The organism is Streptomyces sp. NPDC048254, from assembly GCF_043201895.1.
Lineage (GTDB): Bacteria > Actinomycetota > Actinomycetes > Streptomycetales > Streptomycetaceae > Streptomyces.
Genome location: NZ_JBICZJ010000021.1, coordinates 1 through 24,154 on the forward strand (window position 1 = coordinate 1; position 24,154 = coordinate 24,154).

General features: G+C 68.9%; 17 protein-coding genes and 5 pseudogenes. 11 read left to right on the top strand and 11 right to left on the bottom strand.

Annotation, left to right across the window (positions count from 1 at the left end):
• Positions 1-77: 77 nt before the first annotated feature.
• Positions 78-581 (bottom strand): annotated as a pseudogene (locus ACGFZQ_RS41555) (transposase); the annotation flags it as partial.
• A gap of 503 nt (positions 582-1,084) precedes the next feature.
• Here ACGFZQ_RS41555 and ACGFZQ_RS41560 point away from each other — a divergent pair.
• From ACGFZQ_RS41560 to ACGFZQ_RS41570, 3 genes are all read left to right on the top strand, one after another.
• Positions 1,085-1,549, top strand: a complete 465-nt coding sequence (locus ACGFZQ_RS41560) for a DUF2199 domain-containing protein (protein WP_393844941.1) — start codon at positions 1,085-1,087, stop codon at positions 1,547-1,549.
• Positions 1,549-2,211, top strand: coding sequence for a hypothetical protein (locus ACGFZQ_RS41565; protein WP_393844782.1), 663 nt, complete (start codon positions 1,549-1,551; stop codon positions 2,209-2,211). Before ACGFZQ_RS41560 ends, ACGFZQ_RS41565 begins: the two co-directional genes overlap by 1 nt.
• A 118-nt stretch (positions 2,212-2,329) precedes the next feature.
• The gene (locus ACGFZQ_RS41570) at positions 2,330-2,947 is read left to right on the top strand and encodes a DUF6000 family protein (protein WP_393844942.1); all 618 of its coding nucleotides are present in this window, start codon (positions 2,330-2,332) and stop codon (positions 2,945-2,947) included.
• Positions 2,948-3,002: 55 nt separating this feature from the next.
• On the opposite strand, the gene ACGFZQ_RS41575 is transcribed toward ACGFZQ_RS41570, so the two are convergent.
• From ACGFZQ_RS41575 to ACGFZQ_RS41585, 3 genes are all read right to left on the bottom strand, one after another.
• Positions 3,003-4,046, bottom strand: coding sequence for a hypothetical protein (locus ACGFZQ_RS41575; RefSeq protein ID WP_393844783.1), 1,044 nt, complete (start codon positions 4,044-4,046; stop codon positions 3,003-3,005).
• A gap of 1,208 nt (positions 4,047-5,254) precedes the next feature.
• A complete protein-coding gene (locus ACGFZQ_RS41580) occupies positions 5,255-5,578 on the bottom strand; it encodes a helix-turn-helix domain-containing protein (protein WP_393844784.1) in 324 nt (107 codons plus the stop codon).
• The gene (locus ACGFZQ_RS41585; protein WP_393844785.1) at positions 5,575-6,687 is read right to left on the bottom strand and encodes a tyrosine-type recombinase/integrase; all 1,113 of its coding nucleotides are present in this window, start codon (positions 6,685-6,687) and stop codon (positions 5,575-5,577) included. The genes ACGFZQ_RS41580 and ACGFZQ_RS41585 overlap by 4 nt, the downstream gene beginning before the upstream one ends.
• A gap of 140 nt (positions 6,688-6,827) precedes the next feature.
• On the opposite strand from ACGFZQ_RS41585, the gene ACGFZQ_RS41590 reads away from it, so the two are divergent.
• From ACGFZQ_RS41590 to ACGFZQ_RS41605, 4 genes and pseudogenes are all read left to right on the top strand, one after another.
• Positions 6,828-7,112 (top strand): hypothetical protein, encoded by a 285-nt coding sequence (locus ACGFZQ_RS41590; protein ID WP_393844943.1) that lies wholly within the window; start codon positions 6,828-6,830, stop codon positions 7,110-7,112.
• 257 nt (positions 7,113-7,369) lie between these two features.
• The gene (locus ACGFZQ_RS41595; protein ID WP_393844944.1) at positions 7,370-8,596 is read left to right on the top strand and encodes an ATP-grasp domain-containing protein; all 1,227 of its coding nucleotides are present in this window, start codon (positions 7,370-7,372) and stop codon (positions 8,594-8,596) included.
• Positions 8,593-8,868, top strand: a pseudogene (locus ACGFZQ_RS41600) (MFS transporter); the annotation flags it as partial. The gene ACGFZQ_RS41595 and the pseudogene ACGFZQ_RS41600, both read left to right, overlap by 4 nt.
• A 29-nt stretch (positions 8,869-8,897) precedes the next feature.
• A pseudogene (locus ACGFZQ_RS41605) lies at positions 8,898-9,519 on the top strand (HAD family hydrolase).
• A 383-nt stretch (positions 9,520-9,902) separates the two neighbouring features.
• Here ACGFZQ_RS41605 and ACGFZQ_RS41610 read toward each other — a convergent pair.
• On the bottom strand, positions 9,903-11,975 hold the full coding sequence (locus tag ACGFZQ_RS41610) for a SpoIIE family protein phosphatase (RefSeq protein ID WP_393844786.1): 2,073 nt from the start codon (positions 11,973-11,975) through the stop codon (positions 9,903-9,905).
• Between the two features lie 207 nt (positions 11,976-12,182).
• On the opposite strand from ACGFZQ_RS41610, the gene phoU reads away from it, so the two are divergent.
• Both phoU and ACGFZQ_RS41620 read left to right on the top strand, forming a co-directional pair.
• Positions 12,183-12,851 (top strand): phosphate signaling complex protein PhoU, encoded by a 669-nt coding sequence (gene phoU, locus ACGFZQ_RS41615; RefSeq protein WP_393844787.1) that lies wholly within the window; start codon positions 12,183-12,185, stop codon positions 12,849-12,851.
• Positions 12,852-13,326: 475 nt separating this feature from the next.
• Positions 13,327-14,059, top strand: a pseudogene (locus ACGFZQ_RS41620) (DUF317 domain-containing protein); the annotation flags it as partial.
• A 175-nt stretch (positions 14,060-14,234) separates the two neighbouring features.
• Here ACGFZQ_RS41620 and ACGFZQ_RS41625 read toward each other — a convergent pair.
• The 3 genes from ACGFZQ_RS41625 to ACGFZQ_RS41635 all read right to left on the bottom strand — a co-directional run bounded on the left by ACGFZQ_RS41625 (position 14,235) and on the right by ACGFZQ_RS41635 (position 17,208).
• Positions 14,235-14,678, bottom strand: coding sequence for a VOC family protein (locus tag ACGFZQ_RS41625; RefSeq protein ID WP_393844788.1), 444 nt, complete (start codon positions 14,676-14,678; stop codon positions 14,235-14,237).
• A 602-nt stretch (positions 14,679-15,280) separates the two neighbouring features.
• Positions 15,281-15,868: a TetR/AcrR family transcriptional regulator gene (locus ACGFZQ_RS41630; protein ID WP_393844789.1), complete on the bottom strand. Its 588-nt coding sequence runs from the start codon at positions 15,866-15,868 to the stop codon at positions 15,281-15,283.
• Between the two features lie 461 nt (positions 15,869-16,329).
• Entirely contained in the window at positions 16,330-17,208 is an 879-nt protein-coding gene (locus ACGFZQ_RS41635; RefSeq protein WP_393844790.1) for a helix-turn-helix transcriptional regulator, read from the bottom strand.
• Positions 17,209-17,313: 105 nt separating this feature from the next.
• On the opposite strand from ACGFZQ_RS41635, the gene ACGFZQ_RS41640 reads away from it, so the two are divergent.
• Complete coding sequence (locus tag ACGFZQ_RS41640; protein WP_393844791.1) at positions 17,314-18,012, top strand: SDR family NAD(P)-dependent oxidoreductase; 699 nt, start codon at positions 17,314-17,316, stop codon at positions 18,010-18,012.
• A 224-nt stretch (positions 18,013-18,236) separates the two neighbouring features.
• Here ACGFZQ_RS41640 and ACGFZQ_RS41645 read toward each other — a convergent pair whose 3' ends face one another.
• Positions 18,237-19,031 (bottom strand): recombinase family protein, encoded by a 795-nt coding sequence (locus ACGFZQ_RS41645; RefSeq protein WP_393844792.1) that lies wholly within the window; start codon positions 19,029-19,031, stop codon positions 18,237-18,239.
• 382 nt (positions 19,032-19,413) lie between these two features.
• Positions 19,414-20,400, bottom strand: coding sequence for an alpha/beta fold hydrolase (locus ACGFZQ_RS41650; protein ID WP_393844793.1), 987 nt, complete (start codon positions 20,398-20,400; stop codon positions 19,414-19,416).
• A gap of 143 nt (positions 20,401-20,543) precedes the next feature.
• Here ACGFZQ_RS41650 and ACGFZQ_RS41655 point away from each other — a divergent pair, with 143 nt between their 5' ends.
• Positions 20,544-21,149 (top strand): helix-turn-helix domain-containing protein, encoded by a 606-nt coding sequence (locus ACGFZQ_RS41655; protein WP_393844794.1) that lies wholly within the window; start codon positions 20,544-20,546, stop codon positions 21,147-21,149.
• 45 nt (positions 21,150-21,194) lie between these two features.
• Here ACGFZQ_RS41655 and ACGFZQ_RS41660 read toward each other — a convergent pair.
• Positions 21,195-24,098 (bottom strand): annotated as a pseudogene (locus tag ACGFZQ_RS41660) (Tn3 family transposase); the annotation flags it as partial.
• Positions 24,099-24,154 lie beyond the last annotated feature (56 nt).

Here is a 24,154-nt window from a genome sequence, read left to right on the forward strand (position 1 = left end):
GAGAGCACGCGATGCATGATCGCGAACAGTCGGCACGGCCCGTTCAGACGTCCGCATCACAAGATCGTCGACAGAACCCTGATCTTGACGTTGATAGCGTTCACGAACAGGACCGGGTAGACGCGGTCGAGGGGACGGTTCTGCCATTCGGCCATGCCCTCCATCACTTTGTCGGTGATGGTGGAGACGGTCTGCTTGGAGACCTCGGCGCCGTACACCTCGGCGAGATGAGCCGATATCTCTCCGTGAGTGAGACCCTTTGCGGGCAAGGAAAGCACCATCTCGTCGACGCCGGTCAGGCGCCGCTGTCGCTTCTTGACGATCTGCGGCTCGAAGCTGCCGGCAGTGTCGCGAGGCACCTTCACTTCCACCGGCCCGACGTCGGTCAGCACGGTCTTGGCCCGGCTCCCGTTGCGGGAGTTGCCGCTGCCCCGGCCGACAGCATCGTGGCGTTCATAGCCGAGGTGATCGGTGATCTCGCCTTCCAGGGCAGATTCCAAGACCCGCTTGGTCAGCTGCTGCAGCAGCCCACCCTGCCCGGTCAGCTGCAGTCCCTCCGACCGGGCCCGTTCCATCAGCATCGCGACCAGTTGCTCGTCAGACACGGGCGCAGGCTGCCCGGACGGGACACTCTCGACAGGTTCCACGGTCTCCAACTCCACGGCGGTGTCAGTCACTTGACGTCTCTCCCATGATCTCCGGATCCGCCGTTAGATTTACACTCCCGCGCACGGATCCCACCCTGCGCACCTGAACCCGCTGCGCCCCAGCCTGTGGAGAACGTCATGTCCATCGCCGCCCTCGGGTCGCACCGCGCGACCGGCCGCAGCATCACTGTTGGCGGAGTGCACTTGTTCCGTAACTGCGGTATTCCAGTGCCAAGGCGCCAGGGAAGCCGCTTGCCATCACCTGTCCTCGGGCAACCAGCTGTGGTCGGGTAGCGCGGTAGTTGGCCGCGCAGAGAGCGGTGGCCGGGCAAGCCCCCTTCGGGTACGTCTGAAGTCCGTCGCTAGGCTCCGGGCCCATGACCAGTGATTTGGGGTTCACCTGTGCGTGCTGCGGGGCCCACCACCCTGAGCTGCTGATGAACTACACAGCCGAGGCCCCCGCCGTGTGGGATCCAGCCTTCGCCGACGCCGACGACTGCTTGCTCTCTACGGACCAGTGCGTGGTCCGCGGGCAGCACTACTTCGTCAAGGGCCTGATCGAGATACCGGTCATCGGCAGTGACGAGGTGTTCTCCTGGGGCGTCTGGGTCTCGCTCAGCCGAGAAAGCTTCTCCCGGGCCTCAGATCTGTGGGACAGGCCCGGCCGCGAGGCCGAGAAGCCGTACTTCGGCTGGCTCACCACCGATCTTCCGGTGTACCCGGCGACAACGCTCAACCTGAAGACGCGCGTTCATACCCGTCCGGTCGGCGAGCGCCCCTTCGTCGAGCTGGAGCCCACCGACCACCCCCTCGCCATCGAGCAGCGCACAGGGATCAGCCTGGAGCGCGTGCGGGAGATTGCGTCAACCGTGCTCCACGCCGGTGATGGCGAGCAGCGGTAATGGCTGACCAGCCCGTATCGCCCGTCCCGATCGCGCCTGCCGGCCTGAGCCGCAGGGCCCAGCGGTTCATCGAGACGGAGGGCATCCGCGTTCGCCGGCAGGACTTCCGGCGACACCGCGCCGCGTGGATCGAGCACGGGGTCCCCGCTGCGGAGATCGAACGGGCCACTGCCTTCCAGGACCGCTGGGGCGGCCTCGCCCTGCCACCGGCCCCGTTCTACGAGGGCGGTCCGCGCGTCCTGGACGCCGACTGCCCCGAGGAGATGCCCGCAAAAGGCTGGTCGTTCCCGGCAGGGGACTGCCGGGTGTCCATGGCCTACAGCTTCGTGATCGGCCCCGACGGTGCGTTTGGTATCGACGCCTACCGCTGGACGCCCCTGCATGCCAGCACTGACGGGTGGGTGGAATCCCTAGCGCTCGCCGCTCATGCCCGCCGCTGGGCCACAACCGTCACAAGAGTCACGCGCAAGGCCGTCGCTGCACTGGATCTCGGCGAATTCGAGCCAGTGCCCGAAGTACAGGGCGTGACCGACTCTTGGTGGCGGGGCAAGGACTCGCTCATCGCCGTGTACCGGGGTGAGGCCGTGGGCCTTGACGCCCCGCAATGCCTCGAAGCGCACATCTACGGGGGCCTCGACGAGTGGGGCCTCTACGGCGGCTGACTTGCGGGCCTTGGATCTGAGCACTTACTTCGGCACAAGTGCCAACTGCCGTACTCACTCACATCAGGGCCAGGGAGGGGCTGGCTCTGTTTCGCGGCGGCAAGGCAAGATCGACTGTGTGATACGCAATCCTCACGATGATGCCGAGTTGCTGGCCTTGGTTCGCCGCTATGTCACGCCCGAGCGGCGCTACCTGAAGCTCGGCGGCGGCTTGCTGCGCATGGAGAATCCTGCATACGGCCGATTCATGCGAGATCTCCGTGAGGACGCGGGACTCATCACCGCAGATGAGATCGCCAAGCTTCTTGAGGGCGGCTGGCGAGAGCGGAGGACTGCGGCTTGGCTCGTAGCTGTCTCACGCCGGACCGAGTTCCGGGAGCGCTTCGGATCACTCCTGCTGGCCAGCGAGGTCTGCTGCGTTGGACTGGCCTACAGCGTGACCCTGGCCAGTTTCGGAACGGAGCGCGACGCTGATCTGCTCGCCGCCTACCTTGATCGCTACCTCCGTCGCCCTGACCTCGGATACGACCAAACCGTCGTCATGGGCGCTCTCCAGTTCATCGACCTGAACCTTGGAGGTGGTCAAGCCGACCGCTTTCGGGAACCGGGTGGCCTGTGGCAGCAGTGGCTCCAGGATGCACCTCACATGCAGGACGACTCGGACCCCACCCCCTCCAATTTGAGCCTCATTCGCCGACTTTGCGCGTTCGTGGACGAATGCGCCGAGGCGCTATGACCGCCCCCAACTCGCGGTGGTCCCTCTTGACCACGGCCGCCGTCCAGGAGAGCGGTCAGATCTGTGTGCGGGACGCGATGTAGTCGAGCCAGTCGCGTCTCGCGTATCCGGTCCAGCGAATGGCGTTGCTGATGCTGGTGCCGGTGAAGTCGGCGAGGACGGATGCCGGCAGGTCGGTGGCCAGCGCGAGACGAGCGTTGTTGCGGCCGGCGCGCGGCGTGATGCCGTGTCGGCGGAGCTTCAAATTGAGGTAGGTGGCTCCGAGAGGGCGAGCGGGCTCCTGTCCGGGGAACAGCCACGGTGTTGTGCTGGCTGTCTGATCGAGCTGCCAGCGTGCCTGGCACTGGTCGCGTAGCGCACGGACCAATTGGGCGACTTCGGGCGGCAGCGGAAGGCGATGGCCTGCGAGGTTGAGCGCCACCATCACGTTGTCGTCTATGACGTCGCGCACGGTGAGTTCGAGCAGTTTGGTGTGCTGCAACCCGAAGAGGAGCGTCAGGGCACCAGCCGCACGAACATCGAGAGGCAGAGTATCGTCGCCGAGACACCGGTGCAGTTGCTCGGCCTGCTCCTCGTCCGTCATGAAGACACTGGGTGCGGCAATGCGAGCCCGGGGAACTACGAGCTCGGCGACAAGACCCCGACCTCGCGCCCAGGTGACGAAGGCACGCACCTCACGACGTTCTGCAGCCCCTTCCTCCAGCCACATCTCGAGTTCTGGCTGTGTGAGTTCCCCGAGAGCGGTGCCGTGCTCGTCGAGCCAGTCGAGCAGTTCCAGGGCCCGGCGCAGTCGCGATCGCATCTGGTGCTGTGTGCTGGCGCGTAGCTGGCGGTGCCGGTGGACCCGGCGGATGCGGTGGAGCAGATACCAATGAGTGAAGGGGGTGACGAACTGCCGCTGGGGGAGCGGGGCCTGGGCCAAGAGGGCGTCCGCCCAGCGGGGCAGGGCCTCCAATCGTTCGTCCCGCGGCGGCAGCACCGCGGCGACGACGAGGACGTCTCGGATGTAGCGAGTGGTCGGCGTGTTGGGTAGATCGTCGAGCTGTTGGTGGGTGATCTCCTCATCGGAAATGGCTAGCTGGGACAGGAGGGCGGGCACTCCGGCGCAGGTCAACCAATGCGCCACTCTGCGGGGGTGTCCTGCCGCGGCGAGAGCCGAGTGGAAGTTCTGCCGCTGTGTAGGGACCGTTGTGTCTTGTGCACCGAGAGCTTCGGCCAATCGTTTCGTGGCGAAGCAACGGGTACACAACTGCTCGCGGAAGATCCTGTCGCTCGTGCCGCAGCCCAGGCACGCGTAGGTGAGATCGACTCCGGCGCAGGGCCCACAGATGCCAGCCCCTGCTTCGGTGGAACCAATGAGTACACATCGCTCTTCGCACTGAGCGCAGGCGCCGGGACGTGCGCGCACTGCCGCGTAGCAGTGTTTGCAAACCGGGCCCATCGGCCAGTAGGCCTGGACAGGACGGTCGTGAAGACAGCGTGCGCATGGGCCCGTAGGGCGGGGACAGCAGCTCTGGCAAAACGGCTTGCCCGCCACCCTGCGCGCGCAGGTCCGGAGCCGGCCGCAGGAGGAACAGGCGACCGGCGGTGCGTGATAGCAACGGGAGCACAGATCGGGCCTGCCGTCGCCACCGCGCCGGTTGACCGTGCGTACTTCTCCGCAGCTGCCGCAGCGGCGCTCAGGTTGTCGGTAGCAGCGTCGGCAGACCGGACCGTCCGCCGAGATCGCTTGGACAGGCGCTTGAACTCCGCACCCGACGCAGGTGCGCTTGGGGCGTGGGTGGCACCCCTGACAGCGGACACTGCCGTCGGGCATGCGGTAGGTCGCGCGGCGTATGCGCCCGCACTGTCCGCATGTGGTGGCAACGTGCTTGCCGTAGCAGGTACCGCAGAGCGGACCGTTGGGGCCCCTGGCATTGATCTTCATCTGTCGGCCGCAACCCGAGCAGGTCTTCGGCGGACGCGCCCGTTGACCACAGGCCGAACAGCAGTGTCCGGCCGGGAGGCGATGCGTGAGCTCGCGCGAGATCCTTCCGCAGCCAGCGCATGTCGGCAGGGTGACCGGGCCGTGCCCGGCGTCCGCCAGCGCATGCGCGAGCCGGACCAGATTCTGCGGGGGCGTAGGGCCCGGATTCGTCAGGGCATTCTGATGCTCCTGGAAATGGCGGGCGAGGCCGACGCAGGAACGTGCTGTGATCTTCCCGCGCTCCAGTGCATGGGCTGCCTGTTCTTCGGTCACCTCCGTGAGCCGGGCGACCAGGTGGGCGACGACCTGTCGATGTGCCTCGTCGAGGCGAAGGGGAGCGGTCATTCCGCGCCAGGGCGCCGGATCGTCGTGCGACGCGCCCGCGGCCGGGACGCCGGCTGCTCGCCGGCAGTCTTGCGCACCTCAGCGGTGGTGACCTCCACCCGGATCAGGTCGTTAGGCTCACACGCGAGGATGTCGCACAGCGCGGCGAGCGTGTCCATGGACAGCCTTTGCGGTGTCTGGGTCACGAGACGAAAGACCTGCTCACGTGACAGATGCACGCCGCGTTCGGCCAGCAATGGAACCAGTTCCGTGGTCTGGAACATGCCCTTCTCCGCCATCCGGATCCGTAGCTGCCAGTCGATGCCCATCTTCCTGATCACGTTTCCTGCCCCCAAAGATCGCCGTACCGGGCTTGCAGTGAGCGTCGCAGCAGCCGGTTTCGGTACTCGTCCGAGACGTGGCTGTAGATGGCAGTGGTGCTGGCGTAGGCGTGGCCGACCTGGTCCTGGACGAACTTCTCTGGATAACCGAACTCGATCAGATGGGTCACGTAGCTGTGCCGCAGCGAGTGCAGGTCCAGTTCCATCGGCAGGTCGGCGGACCGGCGCGCTGTCTCGAATGCCTCGTTCAGCCGTCGCAGGGACATCCGGTCGCGCCGCTCGGTGATCCAGAACGCCGGGTGCTTGCCCGGCACGAAAGCGGGGCGGACCTCGCTGACGTACTGGTCGAGAACGCCGACGATCCAGTCCATTTCCGGGACGGTCAGAACGCTGCGACGCTTGGGAGGTCCGCCCTTGGAGGCCTTGCCGTAACGGACGAAGATCGCTCCGAAACGGCCGTATTCGGCGACCTTGGGATTCCGGCGCAGGTCGCACAGGTCCAGGCCGCACGCTTCCTGGCGCCGCAAGCCGAAGGCGTAGACCGTCTCCAAGACCGTGGCGTCGCGTAGGGCCGCGAGCGAGCCCTTGCGTCGTCGTGCACGGATCTCCTCGACACGGCCGTCGGCGGCGTCGAAAAGGGTCTGGACTTCGTCGTAGGTGAGCGGACGACGTTCGGCGGATCCCTCGTACTCGCTGGTGTGGGTGACCGTGTTCCACTCGTGCAGGAGCTGGACCGGGGCCCGCCCGAATCGCTCGTTGCATGTGGACGGCCAACCGTAGCGAGTGTCGGTGATGTAGTCGAAGAACAGCCGTAGGTCGTTCTGGTAGTTCCGTGCAGTCGACACCGCCAGCGGCCTGCCAGGACGCCGGGTACGAAGGTCGTCGAAGAAGGCCTCCACCTCGGCGGAGTCCCATTGCCACGGGTACTCATTGGTGAAGCGGGCCAGCCGACGGATCAGCGCGATCCGGGGGCGGATCGTCGATTCCCAGTTCAAGAAGCGCGTGCGCTGCTGCAGTGCCCAGCCCTCCAGCATGGCTTCCAGAACGGCCGGTTCGGGGTCCAGGTGCACGACTCCGTCGGCAAGGACCAGATGCGCAGCTCCTGGCATATCAACGACAGCACTCACGATGCATCTAACGCATCATCGTTGAGTCGGTAACGGGTGCCTGGGCAGCGTATCCCCACCAGCAGCCAACCCGGCGTGAGCCTGAGCATCACCTGCAGCTCAGCGAGTTGGCCCAGCGCGACATGTGTTGCATTCAATGCAATACGGCAGCCTGCGAGCAGTTCCATGCCTTCAACGCCCGCAACCCGCACGTCTACCGCGCTCTGGAACGCATGACCGCCCGTCGTCTGGCCACCGGCGCGACCCGCGTCAGCTTGAAGGACCTGTTCGAGGACCTGCGCCGCCAACTTCCGTACGGCGTCGATGGGCTGAACAACAACTACACCGCCCTCTATGCCCGCCGCCTGATCGACAACCACCCTCACCGGGCCAGCGTGTTCGAACTGCGCCGCCGCCGCGCTGCCTGACACCCCTCCCACGCCACCGCCCTCGCACCCTCTGCCAGCCAAAGACCGCCTGACGGGGCCGCCTCACCCACGCGCCCCCTCCAGCGCACGGGCTGCGTGAGCAGCCGCAGCCCGAGGCCCCACCCCTCCCGGCCGACCGTGCACCTGTCCCGGTGCCACCGCGGTTCGCCCGCTTCCCCGCACCTTTCCATCCTCCGAATCCAAGGAGCTTGCCCTTGTCCGACCGCCCCGCCGTCCTCGTCGTTGCCGCAGCCGGCATGGAGGCCGAGGCATACCGCGCGTACTGCCTTCAGTCCGTGGCCGCCGCCTATGACGTAGTCCTGATCACCAGCGAAGAGCCCACGTGGGAGGTGCCGTACCCGCGCGACTGCGTCGTCCTCTCCGACCCCGCCGACCAGGCCGCGCTGTCCGCCGCCGGCCGGATGCTCGCCGAACGTCACGACCTGGCGGGGGTGTTCACCTGGACCGAGTGGTACCTCGTGCCCGTGGCCCGCCTCGCACGCCAGCTCGGCCTGCCCACCACCGCCCCGGAAGCCATGCAGGCGTGCCGGAACAAGGCCACGTCCCGTGCGCTGTTCGCACGGCACGGCGTGCCGTCGGCTGCTTCGGTGAGCGTGCGGACCCTCGCCGAGGCGCAGGCGGCGGCCCAGCGGATCGGCTACCCGCTCGTGCTGAAGCCCGCCGCGCACGCGGCCAGTATCGGCGTGATCCGCGCCGACACCCCCGACCAGCTCACCGCTGCCTTCGCGTTCGCCGACCAGGCGGCCGGGCTCGGGCGGGAATCCACCAGCGTGCTCGTGGAGGAGTACCTCGACGGGCCCGAGATGTCGGTCGAGTGCGTCACCTACCGCGGCGAGATCACCGTGGTCGCGGTCACCCGCAAGACAGTCAGCGCTCCGCCCTTCTTCGAGGAACTCGCCCACTGCGTGGACGCCGCAGACCCGCTGCTCGACGTCGTGACCCCCGTGGCACAGGCCGCGATCAGCGCCCTGGGGATCACCGACGGCGTCAGCCATGTCGAGATGCGCCTGGTCGACGGCCGGCCGCGGCTCATCGAGGTCAACGGCCGGATCGGCGGCGACATGATCGGCCACCTCGTCCGGCTCGCGACCGGCATCGACCTGCCGCGCGCCGCCTACGACATCGCCTGCGGCCGGGCCCCCGACCTCACCCCGACCAGGTCCTCGGCCGCCGCCATCCAGCTGCTCTACCCGGACACCTCCGGCACCCTGCTCCGCCTCGGCTTCGACGGCACCACACCGGACTGGCTGGACCGCGTGCACTTCCAGCACCAGGCCGGCGACCAGCTGCTCCTCCCGGCCGACGGCGGCAACATGTGGACCGCGCGGATCGGCTACCTGATCACCACCGCGCCCACCGCAGACCTCGCACAAGCCCGCACCGAGGAAGCAGTCCGCCGCACCCGGATCCACGTACAGCCCCTCCCGGCCGGGGAGCGTATCGCTGGCGGGCGCCCTGCATGAGCCACAACGACGTAGCCCTCCGGCGCAGCCGCATCCTGCTGACCGGCTACTTCCTCGGTCTGGGTGTGGTGATGGCTGTCTGGGGCGCCCGCATGCCGGCCGTCCAGCACGCCGCCCACCTGACGACCGGCAGCCTCTCCCTCGTCCTGCTCGCCGCCGCTGCCGGCATGGTCGCCGGGCTGCAGGCCGGAGGCCGGCTCGCCCGGCCCGAACGCCTCCCCGCACTCCTGATCAGCGGAGCTGTCGCACTGGCAGCAGCCCTCGCCGCCCTCGCCCACCGTGCACTGGAGAACACCGCCCCTTGACCCACCCCACCAGCCCCGACGCCGTCATCCTCGACTACAACGGCGTCATCGGAAGACAGCCCAGCCGCGCCCACTGGCTCCGACTGGCCCGTACCGCCTCCTGGCCCGAAGACGATCTCACCAGCTTCCAGCAAGCATTCTGGAACACCCGCGACCTCTACGACGCCGGCCAGCTCAGCGACTTGGCGTACTGGGCAGACGTCCTCGGCGCCCACCCCGGCCCCCGCCTGCTGCGCGAACTCCTCGCCGCGGACACGAACATGTGGACCGAGACCTACGAGAGCGTCCTGGCCGTCCTACGCCAGCGCCCACGCCACCGGACTACCGATGGTGCTGCTGTCCAACGCACCTGCCCATCTCAGCGCCGTGCTCGACACGCACGGGTGGCGACGCATGATGACCCAGGCGCTGTACTCAGCCCGCCTTGAGGTGTGCAAGCCCGACCCCGCTGCCTACCAACACGCCATACGGGCCACCGGAGTTCGCGATCCCCGACGCGTTCTGTTCGTGGACGACCGTGCCGACAACTGCCAGGCCGCCGCCCGCTGGGGCCTGCGGACGCTGCACTACACCGGCTCCAGCAACGTCCTCCAGGAAGCCCTGATGCTCGCTGCCTGACCCACCTGCGCTTTCACCCCTTCAGGAACCTGTGACCTCTCACGACGAACTGCACACGATTGACGGAGACGTCTTCGTCTCTCCGCGCCACCTCGCCTCCACCATCGGGGTCGGCGGGCCGCCGCCGACTGCACCGCGGTGACAGCCGGTGAACCGGGCCTGTTCCTCCCGCCTGCTCATTGTCCGCCGCTGTCGGCGTCAGCGCTGGGGCCCAAGGTCGGGACCGAGGATCAGCCCGACCAGATCACCGACTGGCCGGGGAGCTCCCCGGTCGCGCGTCGGCCGCCCTGCCAGGGCACCGTGACGGTCTCCTGGTCTCCCACTGCCACGAGCCGGAGCGCGGTGGACCGGGTGATGAGCACAAGACCCGGAGCTCAACTCATTCAGAAACGATGAGTAAGGCGGGGCCAGCGTCGGGCACGGGCGATGAGTACGGCGACGTCGTCGTGGTCGTCCGGGTCGCGCAGTGCGTCCAGGAGCCGGTCGCAGGTTTCTTCCGAGGATCGGTCGGGGCTGTGGAGCAGTTGGAGGAGGAGGGCCAGGCGTTCGTCGATGGCGTGGTGGCGGGTCTCGACCAAGCCGTCGGTGTAGAGGACCAGTTGGTCGCCGGGCGCCAGGCCGAAGGTGGTGACTTCGAAGGCGACACCGCCGACCCCGAGGGGTGCGCCGGTGGGGAGATCGAGCAGTTCGGGGGGCTCGCCCGCGCGCATCAGCACGGGGGGCAGGTGTCCGGCGACAGCGATGTGGCACAGGGTGCGGTGCGGGTCGTAGACGGTGTAGGCGCAGGTGGCGTACTGCTCCAGGTCTGCGGTGATCTTGTCGAGGTGGTGCAGCACCTCGGTCGGTGGGAGGTCGAGGTCGGCCAGGGTGGAGGTGGCGGTGCGCAGGCGTCCCATGGTGGTGGCGGCGCTTATGCCGCTGCCCATCACATCGCCGACGACCAGCGCGGTCTTGTCTTCCGTGAGGGGGATGACATCGAACCAGTCGCCCCCGACTTCGATGGTCGTTCCGGCGGGCCGATATCGGGAGGCGACCTCCAGGCCCGCCTGTTTGGGTGGGAGGTCTGGCAGCAGGCTGCGCTGGAGGGTCACAGCGATGTTGCGTGCGCCTTGGTACAGCCGGGCATTGTCGATGCACACCGCGGTTCGATCGGCCAGTTCACCGGCCAGGGTGAGGTCGTCGTTGTCGAAAGGCAGCGGGTTGCGGGCGCGGGTGAGGCCCAGGGTGCCGAGTACCTCGCCGCGGGCGGTCAGGGGCGTTATGAGATAGCTGTGGACGCCGGCGCGGGCCAGGATGGCGGCGGCCTCGGCGTCACGGGCGATACGGGCCAGGTCCCGCTCGCCGACGTGGGGTATCAGGATGGGGCGGCCGGTCCGCACGCATTGAGTGGCCAGGCGCTGGGCGCCGTAGCTGGCGAGGTGGCCGGCAGGGTCGGCGGCGCGGACGGCCTCGGTGGGGTACGCGGCTTGCACGGCGAGGGCGCGGAAGAGTGCCCGGCCGGCGCCGGGTGCCGTCGGCTGGCGGTCGTCCAGGACGGAGTCCAGGACGTCAACGGCCGCGATGTCGGCGAGCTCGGGGACGGCGACGTCGGCCAGCTCGCGGGCGGTCTGTTCGACGTCCAAGGTGGTGCCGATACGGGCGGAGCCGTCGGCGATCAGGGCCAAGCGCTGCCGGGCACGATGCCGATCGGTGACATCCACCAGCACGACGGCTACCCCCAGTACCCGCCCGCCGGGACCGTCGAGCCGGTAGTAGGAGGCTGACCAGGCGTGATCGTTGTCGGGGTCGGCGGGGGTGCGTCCCACACTGTGCTGGTCGATCAGGGGCTCTCCGGACGTGAGGACATGCAGCAGCGCGGCCTCGATCGGATCGACGTCCAGGAAAGGCAGGGCCTCGCGGACTGGTCGCCCGAGGTGGTCTTCGGCTCGGACGCCGTTGATCTGCGCCAGCGCCGGGTTGACGGCCACGTACCGCAGGTCGGTGTCCAAGACGGCCAGCCCGATCGGGGACTGCGATACCAGCCGCGTGGACAGGGCCAGGTCCCGTTCCACCTGGCGCAGGATTGCCTCGTCGGTGGCGATGCCCAGGGCATAGAAGTCACCCCGGTCGTCCAGCAGCCGCATGTTGCGGAACTCCACCAGCCGGGTACTGCCGTCTTTGTGCCGGACAGAGAAGGCGCCGGCCCATCCCTGGCCCGTTCTCATGACCTCGGTGAACAGCCTGATCATCAGGTCCAGGTTCTGCTCGTCGACCAGCAGCCGCGCCGCGTACTGGCCCAGCGCCTCCTGCGAGGTGTAGCCGAACAGCTCCTCGGCCTGCGGGCTCCACAACACGATCCGGCCCTCGGCATCCAGCAGCACCGCCGCGACACTCAGCAGATCCAGCAGCCCACTGCGCTGCGGCGGCCCGGCGCCCGCCTGGTCGCCCTCGCCCCCGAAGAGGTCGGCTGTCCTCATCCCAGGCACTCCCTCCGCCTGCCCGGCGCGGCACGCGGCCCCGCTCTGCTTCAGGCTGCGGCCTGTTCCATGCATCTCGCAGTGCTTCCATGGTCCCCCGGATCTGGGTAGCCGCCAGGTCGCGCTAGGCGGCCAGTGCTCTGCGCGCGATGTGTGCGAGCCTGGCAACGGGCGAAGGCCGGCACACGACTGGACGGGGAGGACGCGATGCGGGAGACCTACCACGAGGAACTGGCCTCGATCAGTGATGGTCTGGTGGAGATGGCGAACCTGGTCGGCTCGGCCATCGGCCTGGCCACGGCCGCTCTCCTCGATGCCGACCTGCAGCTTGCCGAGAGCGTGATCTCAGCCGACGAAAAGGTCGATGACCTCCAGCGCGACCTGGAGAACCGGGCGATCGCGGTGCTGGCACGGCAGCAGCCGGTAGCCACGGATCTGCGGGTCGTGGTCACCTCGCTGCGCATGAGCGCGGACCTGGAACGCTCTGGTGACCTGGCCCAGCATGTGGCCAAGCTTGCCCGGATGCGGTTTCCTAACCGCGCCGTGCCGCGCGATCTACGCCGTACGGTCCTGGAGATGGGCCGGCTCGCCCAGCGCCTGATGGCGCAGGCCGCCGAAGTGATCATCACCCAGGACGTCCATGCGGCACTCCAGCTGGAGAAAGACGACGACCGCATGGACGGGTTGCACCGCACGATCTTCCAGCACCTCATGGACGACCGGTGGCAGCACGGCGTGGAAACCGCCGTGGACGTCACTCTGGTCGGCCGCTACTACGAGCGATTCGCCGACCACGCGGTGTCGGTGGCCCAGCGCATGGTCTACCTGGTCACGGGCGAACACGCAGACGAGCTGATCCCCGACACGCCCGCGTGACAGCCATCTGGCTCGGCGAGGGTGCCCGCTCGGCTGGCCCGCAGCGGTCGCCCACTCGGCTGGCCCGCAGCGGTCGCCCACTCGGCGGGCGTCATGTTGGCAGGCCGAGCCCGGCCATCAGCATGGGCGCATGGCGGAACACACGACAGTCGTGCACACCATCACCCGGAACAGAACCCACCGGGGAGGATGGATCGAGCATGACCCGACCGGGGACGCAGTGGTCCGATGCACCTGCGGCCTTGACAGCGGCAGCGTGTCGGAACCACAGACAGTGCAGATGGCCGATGATCACCGCCGGACGGCCGCAGAAGCCCGCGCCTAACTGATCATTTCAGAATGACTTCGGTGCGGCGGCTGGGAGTTGGGGATGGCGTCGGGCAGTGTCTGGCGGGTGGTTGATGATCTTGTCCCTGATGCGATGTTCTCGACCCAGTGAGCGCTCAGTGAGCCTTGACAAACCTGATTCCACATAATCGGCAACGCCTATGCCAACGCCCCCGACCGCAAGGTCCGCCTGGGCTACCTCCTCGAAGGGGAGGACGACGGGCTCTGGCGCATCAACGCCCACCGCGATCCGTTCGGGCTGCCGACCTGGGGCGTCTGTTTCAACGACCGTGCCCCGACCGAGTTCGTCCAGGCATTCACCACGGCCCTCGCCACTGCGTACCAGCAGGGACCGGACGGCTACCTCGCCCGGCCGGTCTCCGGGAGCGACGAACACGATCCCTTCCTCGCCGTCGTGCCCCTCCTGAAGCAGGGCTGGGAGATCGACCGCCCCCGCTGGGGCGTCTTCGCCATCCAGGCCCCGGACGCACTCGCCGGGCTGGAGTTCACCACCGGCGACCTCGACGCGGAAGCCGAACTGACGACACGCGAGGCCCGCTGGCAGCTGTGGGCGGGCAACTCCATCGACCGGCCCGTCTGGTACGCCACGGCCAGCACCGACACCCCCGTCGCCCTGCTCACCGCCGTCACCCGGTGCGTCGCCGATCCGGCTCCACTGCCCCGGTGGCGCGCGAACACCTTCAGCTACATCAAGGGCATGGCCCAGCTCACCTCGATCATTCCGCCCGGCCCGCCGGCCCCCACCCCGCTCGATGTGCAGCGGGACCGCGGCGTCCCGCCGCCCGGCCGCGCTCCCCGCGGCCAGCGTCCCGCGCTGGAGCACCACCAGCAGACCAGCCCTGCCCGGTCCACGCCGCTAGCACAGGCCCTTCCTCCTACCGGAGACCCCTCTTGTTCCTGCAGGCCCGGAGTTTTTCGCCGAGCTGTGCCTCCCCTTCCCCGACCACGCCGTTGTGGGCAACACCTACTTCGCCCTCCAACCATGTCTGGAGCCCCTGAAACTGGCTCGGCAGCCTGGGCGATCGGTTCGCCGTGTCAGCCGATCGGGCTTGCGCCCTGCTGGAAGACGTTGATGAGGTTTCCGTCGTTGTCGCGGATCGCGGTCGAGATGCTGCCGCCGCCGAGGTCCATCTGCTCCCAGACGGTCGTCACGCCCAGGTCACGGAAGGTGAGGGTCACGCCGGCGAGGTCTTCGACGCGGAAGACCAGGGCCTTGGTGCCGATCGGGCGGATGTGGGCGGGGGGCTCTGCCGTCAGTTCGGGGATCCGCACACCGTCTGCGGGCTGAAGGAGTTCGAGCCGGAACCCGGGGCCCTCCAGGAAGGCGACGTCCGCTCCGATGGCGTCGAAGCGGGACTTAGCCAGCAGGGTGAGGCCGAACACCCGGTTCCACCAGTGGATCGACGCGTCGAGGTCGCTGACGGAAATCGTCACGTTGTGGAGGCTGTAGGGGAAGGGCGGCTGGGCAGCGGTGGTCATGGTGATCACTTTTCGTTTGGGCGGGTGCAGGCGTTTGCGGTGGGCACGCGAGACCCCTCGCGCATTCCGCCCGGCTTCTCTGTGCCGTGCAGCGGAACAGTCTGTGCCCGTCTGCCGCCGACCCGACGTCTACTTGCAATAGCGAATCCGCGGGTCGTAGGCCAAACGTAGAGCTTATGGACCACACGGTCAAGAACTTGTGTCCTCTTCAGGTGCATTGCGAAGTCAGTGGATCAATGCACCGGTTGGCGAATCGCCGTCGGCGTGCGGAAGTGAGGCGCGAGCGAGGTCCCGCGCGGACTTGGGTAGCCTGGAGACTTTGCCGTCAGGGCCCGTGCGCAATGGGCCGGCGCCGTCGGCTGCCGGAGCGTCGTCCGGCCCGCGTTGCGGCGCAGTCGATGGCGCAGCCGCCCGGCCGGAGTGCCTGCTCAAGGGCATGGTGATAGGGGCAGGCCGTCAACCGCGCTGGGGCGGGCGCCCGGGCCACTCGTGGGGGTGCTCGGAGGGCAGGTAATGCGCGTGCTCGCAGCCGACTCAAGCGGGCCCACCCGGGTCCCTGCCGGTCGGTACGTCACCTGTGAAGGTGCTGGCCCGCAGGATGGTCAGTGTCGGGAGAGCTGCTTGAGGGCGGCCTGGCTTATCTGCAGCAGAGCTGAGCCGTCCATGCCGGTCTTCGCGAGAAACTCGATGCCCTGCATGACGGCAAGGAGCAGCCGCCCGACCTCCTGGGCGTCCGCCCCCGGTTCGATCGTCCCCTCGTCCTGGGCTTCCTTCACGCAGGCGATCAGAAGATCTTCGACCGCTTGGTAGCTGCTCCGGGCCCGGGAGACGACGTCCGGATCATTGCTGTGCAGCTCGGACGTGCTGTTGACCAGAAGACAGCCGCGCCGCTGCGGGTCCTCCGTGAATCCCTTGGCCACGCCCTCAACGAGCAGGGTCAGGCGTTCGAAGGCCGTACCGGGCCCGGTCAGGACCGCCCGGACGCTGTTGAGCTGTTCGTCGCGGTAGCCGTCCAGCACGTGCAGGAACAGCTGCCGCTTGTCGCCGAAGGCCCCGTACAGACTCCCCTTGCCCAGTCCCGTGGCGCCTGTGAGGTCCTGCAGTGACGTCGCCGCGTAGCCCTGATTCCAGAACTGCTCGCGCGCAGACTCCAGAACCTGGTTCTCGTCGAAATTCCGCGGTCGTCCCATGTTCAACAGCATACATCCTTCTTGACCTATCGGTCCAGATCATGAGCGCCCGGCTGCATCGGGTGTGAGTAGTTGAGGTACAGGAAATCCCGGTGAGATTGATCTTGCTGCGGTTCCCCACTCCTGATGAGGCCCGGGTGTGCTGCATACGGCAGCGGTCTCATCCTCTTCGGGTTCGGGCCAGGGGCCGAAGGGACCGTGTTCCCCGGGGCCGGTGGCGCCGAGGAGATCGGGATCCTTCCAGCGGTGCAGCGGCACGGGGATCACTGTGCGTTTCCGTTCCGGGCCTGTGAGAGCAGCTGGGCCACGACGTCATCGGTGCCGTGCTGAGCCTGGCGTCTCGTCGCGCCGTGCCCCACTGCCGACCCCTCCGTGGAGTTGGCCGCTTGAAATGTTCACCGCGAGGCGAGGGGAATTGACAGGGGACTGTGAGGCGTCGGTCGGCCGACGCGCGGGGCGGATCAGTTGCGCGTGCTGGCCGGTGGGCCGACGACGGTGGTGAGCTGGAGTTTGGTCTCGTCCTCACTGTCCGGCGCGGCGGTCATGATGACGATCTTGAGTTCGGTGTCGCCGTCGGTCAGGACATCGCAGTCCACCGTGACCGGGCCCACCGACGGGTGTTCGACCGTCTTGCGGACCTCGCGGTTCGCGGTCACCTCTCCCTTCGCCCACAGCTCGGCGAACCTCTCGTTGCCTGCGTTCAGGTCGTGGACCAGCGCCGCCAGGCGGCTGTCCCGGGGGAAGCGGCCGGTGGCGCGGCGCAGATCGGAGACGAGGGCGGCGTCGGCGGTGTCGGGGTCCGTCTCGGTGACCGGCCACAACGCGAGGGGGGTGTGATCGGCGCCCACCGGGAACCTGTCGCGGGCGAAGTTGCGCATCCGCGGCGGCGAGGCCAAGGGGTCTCCCAGCAGGGCGGCCCACCCGTGGTTCCACCACACCAGTTGCCAGTCCGCCGCGAACACGGCCACCGGTACGTCTCCGAGGCGGACGAGCACTCGTTGCATACCGGGCGGGAGATGGTCGCAGATCGTGCCGTCCGCCGGCGGCACGATCTGGGCCAGCCGGTAGAGGTGATCCCGCTCGGCGGTGGACAGTTGGAGGGCGCGCGCCAGGGACGCCACCACCGACGCCGAGGGTGTCGTGGCCCGCCCCTGCTCCAGGCGCACGACGTAGTCGACCGACACTCCGGCCAGGTCGGCCAGTTCCTCGCGCCGCAGGCCGACAGCCCGGCGCTTGTGGACGACCGGCAGCCCAGCGGCCGACGGGGGCAGCCGGTTCCGCCACGTGCGGATCGCCGCGCCCAGTCCGGCGCCGGGGGGTGTCGTCGTCATGCTCTCCATCCTCCTGCATCCCCGATCACATGCGGGGGCGCGAGGGTGGTACTGGTCTTCCCACCGTTGAAGCGTCCCTGGTCCGGCTCCCTCGTCCAGGCAACCATCGAAGGCATGACGATCACTTTCATCACCGGAGCCAACAAGGGCATCGGCCGCGAGACCGCCCGCCGCCTCATCGCCTGCGGTCACACCGTTCTCCTGGGAGCCCGCGACCGTGAGCGGGGTGAGGAGGCAGCCGCCGCGCTGGGCGCACGCTTCGTCCCCATCGACGTGACCGACGACGCGTCCGTGACCGCCGCCGCCGCGGACGTCGCCGAGCACGAGGGCAGGATCGACGTCCTGATCAACAACGCGGGGGTCCAGGGTCCCTTCGGTGATCCCGGCGACCTCACCGCCGCCGACGCCCACGCCGTCCTCGACGTCAACGTCATCGGCGTGGTCCGCACCACCACCGCGTTCCTGCCGCTGCTGCGCCGTTCGGACGACCCCGTGATCATCAACGTCAGCAGCGGCATGGGCTCCCTCGCCTTCACCCACGACCCCGGCCGGTCCGAGTCGCTCGTCGCCGTGCCGCTGTACGCCTCCTCGAAGGCGGCGCTGACGATGTTGACCACGCAGTACGCCAAGGGGCTCAGGGGCATTCGCGTCAACGCCGCCGACCCCGGCTACACCGCGACCGACATAAACGGTCACAGCGGCTCCCAGACTGTCACCGAGGGCACGGACGCGATCGTCGCCCTCGCCACCGAGGGGCCCGGTGCCGGCACCGGACGCTTCATCGACCGCCATGGCGAGATCGCCTGGTCCTGAGACCGGCGGTGCCGGGTCACCGGCCCTGAAGAACAGAACGGGCAGAACATCGAGACCGGTTCTGGGCGGGAGTCAACCGCTGACAGACGATCTACTCCGGAGACTGCCGCCTCCGACCAGCGTGAGAACCTGGGGCGACCCTCACGCCAGCCCTTTGACCTGCGTCTCAAGTTGGCGGAGGCTCACGGTGTCGCCGTCCAGGACTTGTGCGGTGAGCCGTTCCATCAGCTCCGGGTCGGTGCCGCTTCCGCGGCCGGTGATGCGGGCGCGGACCGGGCGGCGGGGCCGATGACCTGTGCGTCGTCGGACGCGTCGGCTTCCTCGGCTTCGGCGAGCGCCCGGTAGAGCGAGGCGACCGACGGGTGGCGTCCCGCGTTCTTGCCCGCCTTGATCGTCAGCTTCTTCGCGATGTCGGGGACGGGGACACCCTTGTTCTTCAGCGCGACGGCGAAGGTGAGCATGTCGTCGTCGATGACCTTGGGGCGTCCGCCGTGGTTGCCCTTGGCAGCGGCGGTCTGCTGGCCCTCCAGGGTCTTCTCTCGGATGTAGTTGCGGTCGAGCTGGGCGGCGACGGCGAGCACGGCGAAGAACATCGCGCCCATGCCGTTGGGGTCGTAGATGCCGGTGAGCGGGCCGGTGAGGAGTTCGAGCTGGACGCCGGCGTCCTGAAGCTGGCCGGAGAGGGTCATCAGCTCGGCGGCGTTGCGGGCAAGGCACTTGAGTTCGTGGACGGTGAGGATGACCTCCTGGTCGGGGGCGGCCTCCTTGATGTCGTACGCGAGCTTCAACGCCTTCTCCAGCTCCGGCCGCGTCTTGATCCGGGTGGAGATCTTCTCGGAGAAGATCCGCTTGCAGACCGGTTCGAGTGCGGCGAGTTGGGAGGCGAGTTCCTGCTGGGCGGTCGAACAGCGGGCGTACCCGATCCGGATCGGCTTGGCCGTCGCGGCGGCCGGCGGAGCTTCGGCGGGCGGGCCCGCCTTCCACGGCCGCCCCGGGCCGCGGTCCTCGGGGACGGTCACCTCCAGTTCCTCGCGGAGCGCGGGGACGAGGATGAAGCGGGCGGTGTGGTACTTCGTTACGCATTTCCCGCTCCGAGTGCGGCAGGCGCTGCCCGCCGGGGCTTCACACTTCGGGACAGTCGTTTCGTTCTACCGCGTTTGCTGCTTGATTGGGCGTCAGGTCCACCCGCGCAGTCTGTCAGAACTGTCTCGCACAACACGCTGGTTTTGAGAGGGGTTCTGCGAACGGCCGCCTGCGGATTAGTGAGCAGCACCGGTGTGTTCGCAGAACTCTCGCAACTGGTCATTTGTGAGAATCACGCAGCACCCGGCCGTAGCCGCTGCGCTTGGGTACGCGGGCCGAACTGTTCCGTGTGCAGAAGCCCCGGCCGCGCCTGGCGGTTCAGCCCGTGAGGGTGTTGAGCCAGCCGGTCAGCAGACGGTTGATCTCCTCGGGGCGTTCCTGCTGGATCCAGTGGCCGCAGCCCTCTACGAGGTGGGAGGCGGTCAGGCCGGGGAGGGTGGTGGGGAAGGCGTCGATAGCGTCGGACATCCAGGTGGTGGAGGCATCCAGGGCGCCGCCGATGAACAGGGACGGCTGCTTGATCGGGGCGCCGCGGTGGGGGGCGAGGTCTTCCCAGTCGCGGTCCACGTTGCGGTAGCGGTTGAGGGCGCCGGTCAGACCCGTGCGCTCGAACTCTCCGGCGTAGACGTCGAGGTCGTCCTCGGCCAGCCAGGCCGGGAGGATGCCGGCGGGAAAACGGTCGCGCAGCTGGCCGCCGTGGGCGACGAAGTGCGGGTCGGGCTCGCCCTGGGCGGGCATGGTGTCGGCGGACAGGGCGGCGTAGAAGCCCGCGAGCCAGCCCCGCACGTCAGGCTCGATCTCCGTCTCGGCGCGGCCGGGCTCCTGGAAGTAGGAGACGTAGAACTCCTGCTCGGGGCCGCCGATCTGGCCGAAGATGTCGGTGGGGCGGGGGCCGCCGGGTGGCGCGTACGGGACGCTCAGCAGGGCGACGGCCCGGAAGACCTCGGGGTGGAGCAGGGCGGAGGTGGCGGCGATGTTGGAGCCCCAGTCGTGGCCGACGACCACCGCGTTCTCCTCGCCGAGGGCGTGCACGAGGGCGACGTTGTCCTCCACCAGGTCCAGCATCCGGTAGGCATCGGTCTCCGCAGGCTTGGAGGAGCGGCCGTAGCCGCGCACGTCGAGCGCCACCGCCCGGTAGCCGGCCGCGGCGAGGGCCGGGAGCTGGCGGCGCCAGGAGTACCAGGACTCGGGGAAGCCGTGCACGAGCAGGACCAGCGGGCCGGTGCCCTGCTCGACCAGGTGCAGGCGCCCGGCAGGGGCCTCGACGGTGCGGTGGCGGAGTGCGGCGGACGGCTCGGGCTGCATGGGGTCTTCTCTCGGTTCGCGGGTGGACGCAGGTACGCATCGATCATGCGGCGCAGCGACCGTCCACCGCGATTACCCTTGCCAATCTGGCAAACTTGCAGGACAGGATGGTGGAGCGGCACGTCCGGAAGGGGGCAGAGCGGGTGACAGGCGACGACGTGGCCGACACGCTGGCGGCGATGGGCCCCCGGCTGCGGGCCGCACGCGAACACCGCGGCTCCACGCTCACGGGCGTCAGCTGCGCGACCGGCATCGCCCCGAGCACGCTGTCGCGGATCGAGACCAGCCGACGCAAGCCCACCCTGGAAGTGGTGCTGCAGTTGGCGAAGGAGTACGGCGTCTCCCTGGACGAGCTGGCCGGCACCGCTCCCGCCGCCGAGCCCCGCACCTCCGCGCTCCAGCGTTTCGGCGACGACAAGGCGGTGCTGCCGCTGACCCGGTACGTCGGGGGCCTGCATGCCCACAAACACGTCCTACCCGCCGTCCAGGAGCCGCCCGCGCGGCCCCGGCAGGTCTCCCACGACGGCTGGGAATGGCTGTGCGTCCTGTACGGGCGGCTGTGGCTCGCACTCGGCGACCAGGACCTCTTCCTGAGTGCCGGGGACGTCGCCGAGTTCGACACCCGCAATCCCCACGGGGTCGCGAACGCCGGCCCCGGCGGCCCGGTCGAATACCTGATCATGTTCGGGCCGCAGGGAGAGCGCCTGCGACCGCGCACCCCGCCCGCCCCCGGCCCCAGGGCCCGGTAGCCAGCAGCGAACGAACGGCCTGACGTCCCGGATACGCCCAGGATGTCAGGCCTCTTCCTCGTCGTCCTCAGCGGCGTCGGGGTCGCGGAAGGGGCGCAGGCCCTGGCCGGGCCGCTGGCCTTGATGTTGAACAGGTAGCGGCCCAGGAAGTTGATGTGCCGGTCCTTGAGAGGGGAGAGCCGGGCGACGTCCTCGTCCTTGACGGCGTGGCCCTCGGCGCGGAGCCGGGCAACAGCAGCGTCCAAGTAGCGGGTGTTCCACAGCACGACGGCATTGAGAACGAGACCCAGACTGGCCAACTGATCCTCCTGGCCCTCGCGGTACGCCTGTCGGATCTGGCCCCGGCCGCCGTGGCAGATCGCGCGGGCCAGGCGGTGGCGGGACTCCTGCACGGTAAGCTGCCGGTTCATGAGCCGCCGGTAGGTGTCGTCCACCGGGTCGACCAGGGCGAGCAGGTGCATGGTCTTGTCGATCCGCCCGTACTCGGCGAACGCGGCCCCCAGCGGGGTGGGGTGGCCCTCACGGCCGAACATCCGCAGCAGGTCGTAGGCCCGGACCTGGTTCGTGATGAGCGACCCGGCGACCCGGAGCATGTCCGGCCAGTGCGTGGCGATCCGCTTGAGGTTGACCTTGTTGCAGGCGACGGCCTCCAGCGGCCCGTACCCGGCGGCCGGCGTCTCCCCGTCGTCGGGCAGGTCGGCCCGCCAGAACCGCTGGTCTTCCAGGTCCCGGAAGCGCGGGGCGAAGCGGAAGCCGAGCATCTTGTACAGGCCGAAGGCCATGTCCGAGTACGAGGCGTTGTCGGTCGCGACCATCTCCGGCTTCACCCCGCCGTCGAGGTTCAGCAGGGTCTCCAGCGTGTACAGGCTGTCGCGCGGCGTGCCGCGCACCACCATCGCGCCGATCCCCGCCACCTGGTCGTTTACTGCATTGAGCCAGGTCACGCCGCGTTTGTAGCCGTAGTACTTGGGCGAGGGGCCGGTGTTGATGCTCTTGACGGGGACGACGAAGTGCAGGCCGTCGACGGAGGCGAGCAGCCCACCGCCCCACATCTGGGCCAGCTCGATGCGGGACTGGGCGGTGATGAGTGCGGCGTTCGCCGCGGCGATGGTGTCGGCGCGCACGTAGTTCTGGTCGACGTGGGACAGGCGTGAGCGGGTCAGCGCCTTGTTCTCCGTGTCGATGACCGGGGTCAGGCCGATGTTGCAGCTCTGCGAGACCAGCAGCGCGACCAGGGAGACGAGCAGGCCCTCCATGCGGGTGCGCCGCTCGGAGACGTGACCGAAGGCGTCGAGGAACCCGGTCCAGGAATGGACCTCGAACAGCAGGTCCGGCAGGTCGATCCGGGGGAGCATCGCCTCCGTGGTGTTCTTCAGCCAGGTCAGCGACTCCGGCTCACCCACCGCACCCAGCTTGTCCACCGACAACTTGGCCCTGCCGCCGCCCTCGGGGACGACGACCTCCATCTTCGCGTCGTCCCCGGCCTCTTCCAGCCGGTCGGCCATCTGCCGCCACGCGGCATCCTGGGCCCGGACCAGCTGGTCCAGGTGCTCGGCGGCGTCCTCGGACAGGGACAGGCCCGCCAGCACGTCCGCCTTCATCGCCTCCCACCGCGGCCCGTCCAGCAGCCTCGCGCGCGGGTCCGCCCACCGGTTCGACAGCGAGGCGAACACGTCCCGCCGGTTCAGCGCGCGGTGCAGCTGCTCCAGCACGCACACCACGTACGCGTCACGGTCGACTGCGCCCTGCGGCAGCTTCGAGTTGGAGAACACCGCCCGCTTCCACATCGCCGGCACGAGTTCGGCGTCGACCTCGCGGGGCAGCAGCGGCCGGTCCTTGACCCGCCGCCGCGACAGCGCGGGCAGCCGGCGTACCGCGGCGAGCGCCCGCCGCCCGGCCGGGGCCGCACCGAGCGCGTCCGACTCACCCAGCAGGGACAGGAAGGGCCGGACGGTGTTGTAGCGCAGGGCCGGCTTCTCCCGCATCGCCGCCTCGGCCGACCCGTCGTCCTCCGGCACCAGGGCCTCCACGGTCGCGACCGCCCCCACGACCGCCGTACGCGGCACGGCCTCCTCGACCGCCGCCCACAACGCGCCGACGTCCAGGTCCGTCCCGGCCTCGGCAACCAGGTCCAGCTCCTCGGTGAGGATCTTCGACGCCTTCGCCAGGACGCGGGCCGCCTTCTCCAGCTGCGGCAGCATCGCGACGGTCCCGGTCCGACGCCCGGCGGGCTGGGCTGATCAGCCGGTTCGCCATCAGCACCGCGAACAGGTCCAGCGCGTCATCGACCGCCTGCGCCTCCAACTGACGCACCACCGCCGTCAACAGCGCGGTCCGCCGCGGCTCCGGCGCCCGCTCGATCGTCTGCGCCTTGCTCAACTGTCCGTACCGGGCCAGAGTGGACAGCCGGTTCACCGGCACCCGGGACAGGTTCACCCGCCCCAGCGCGAACGCCGAGATCTTCTCCCCCCGCTCCATGGCCCGCACCATCGCCGTACCCGTCGACTTCGTCGGCGGAGTACGAAGCCGCTCCAGCTCGGAGACCCGCTTGCCCTCCGGCACGACCAGCAGCTCAGCCAGCGCCGGCGCGAGCGACGGATCGGCCCGGGACGCGGCGCGGGCCACCGCCTCGTACAAGCGCCGCTCGGCAACCGTCCGGGCCTCCGACACCTGCCGGGCCAACACCGAAGCGCCGGGCAGCAGCACCCGGTTCTTCCGCAGCCACGTCACCGCGTGGTTGAACAGCGCCACAGGCCCCTCGGCATGCGTCCACGCCCGCCCGTACAGGAAGCCGCGGAACTCCCGACCCCACTTCCGATCGGTGAAGTCCCGGTACTTGAACCGCTTCTGGATCTCCGCCGCGTGCTCGTACACCGTCGATCGGCGCTCCGGGTACCGCTTCACGCACGAGGCGTCGGCGATGCCGAGCTGCCCGGCCAGGTACTCCACGGCCTCCGTTTGCCGCTCCTGGCCCAATCCATGGCAAGCGTCTTGCCGGCCTTTCC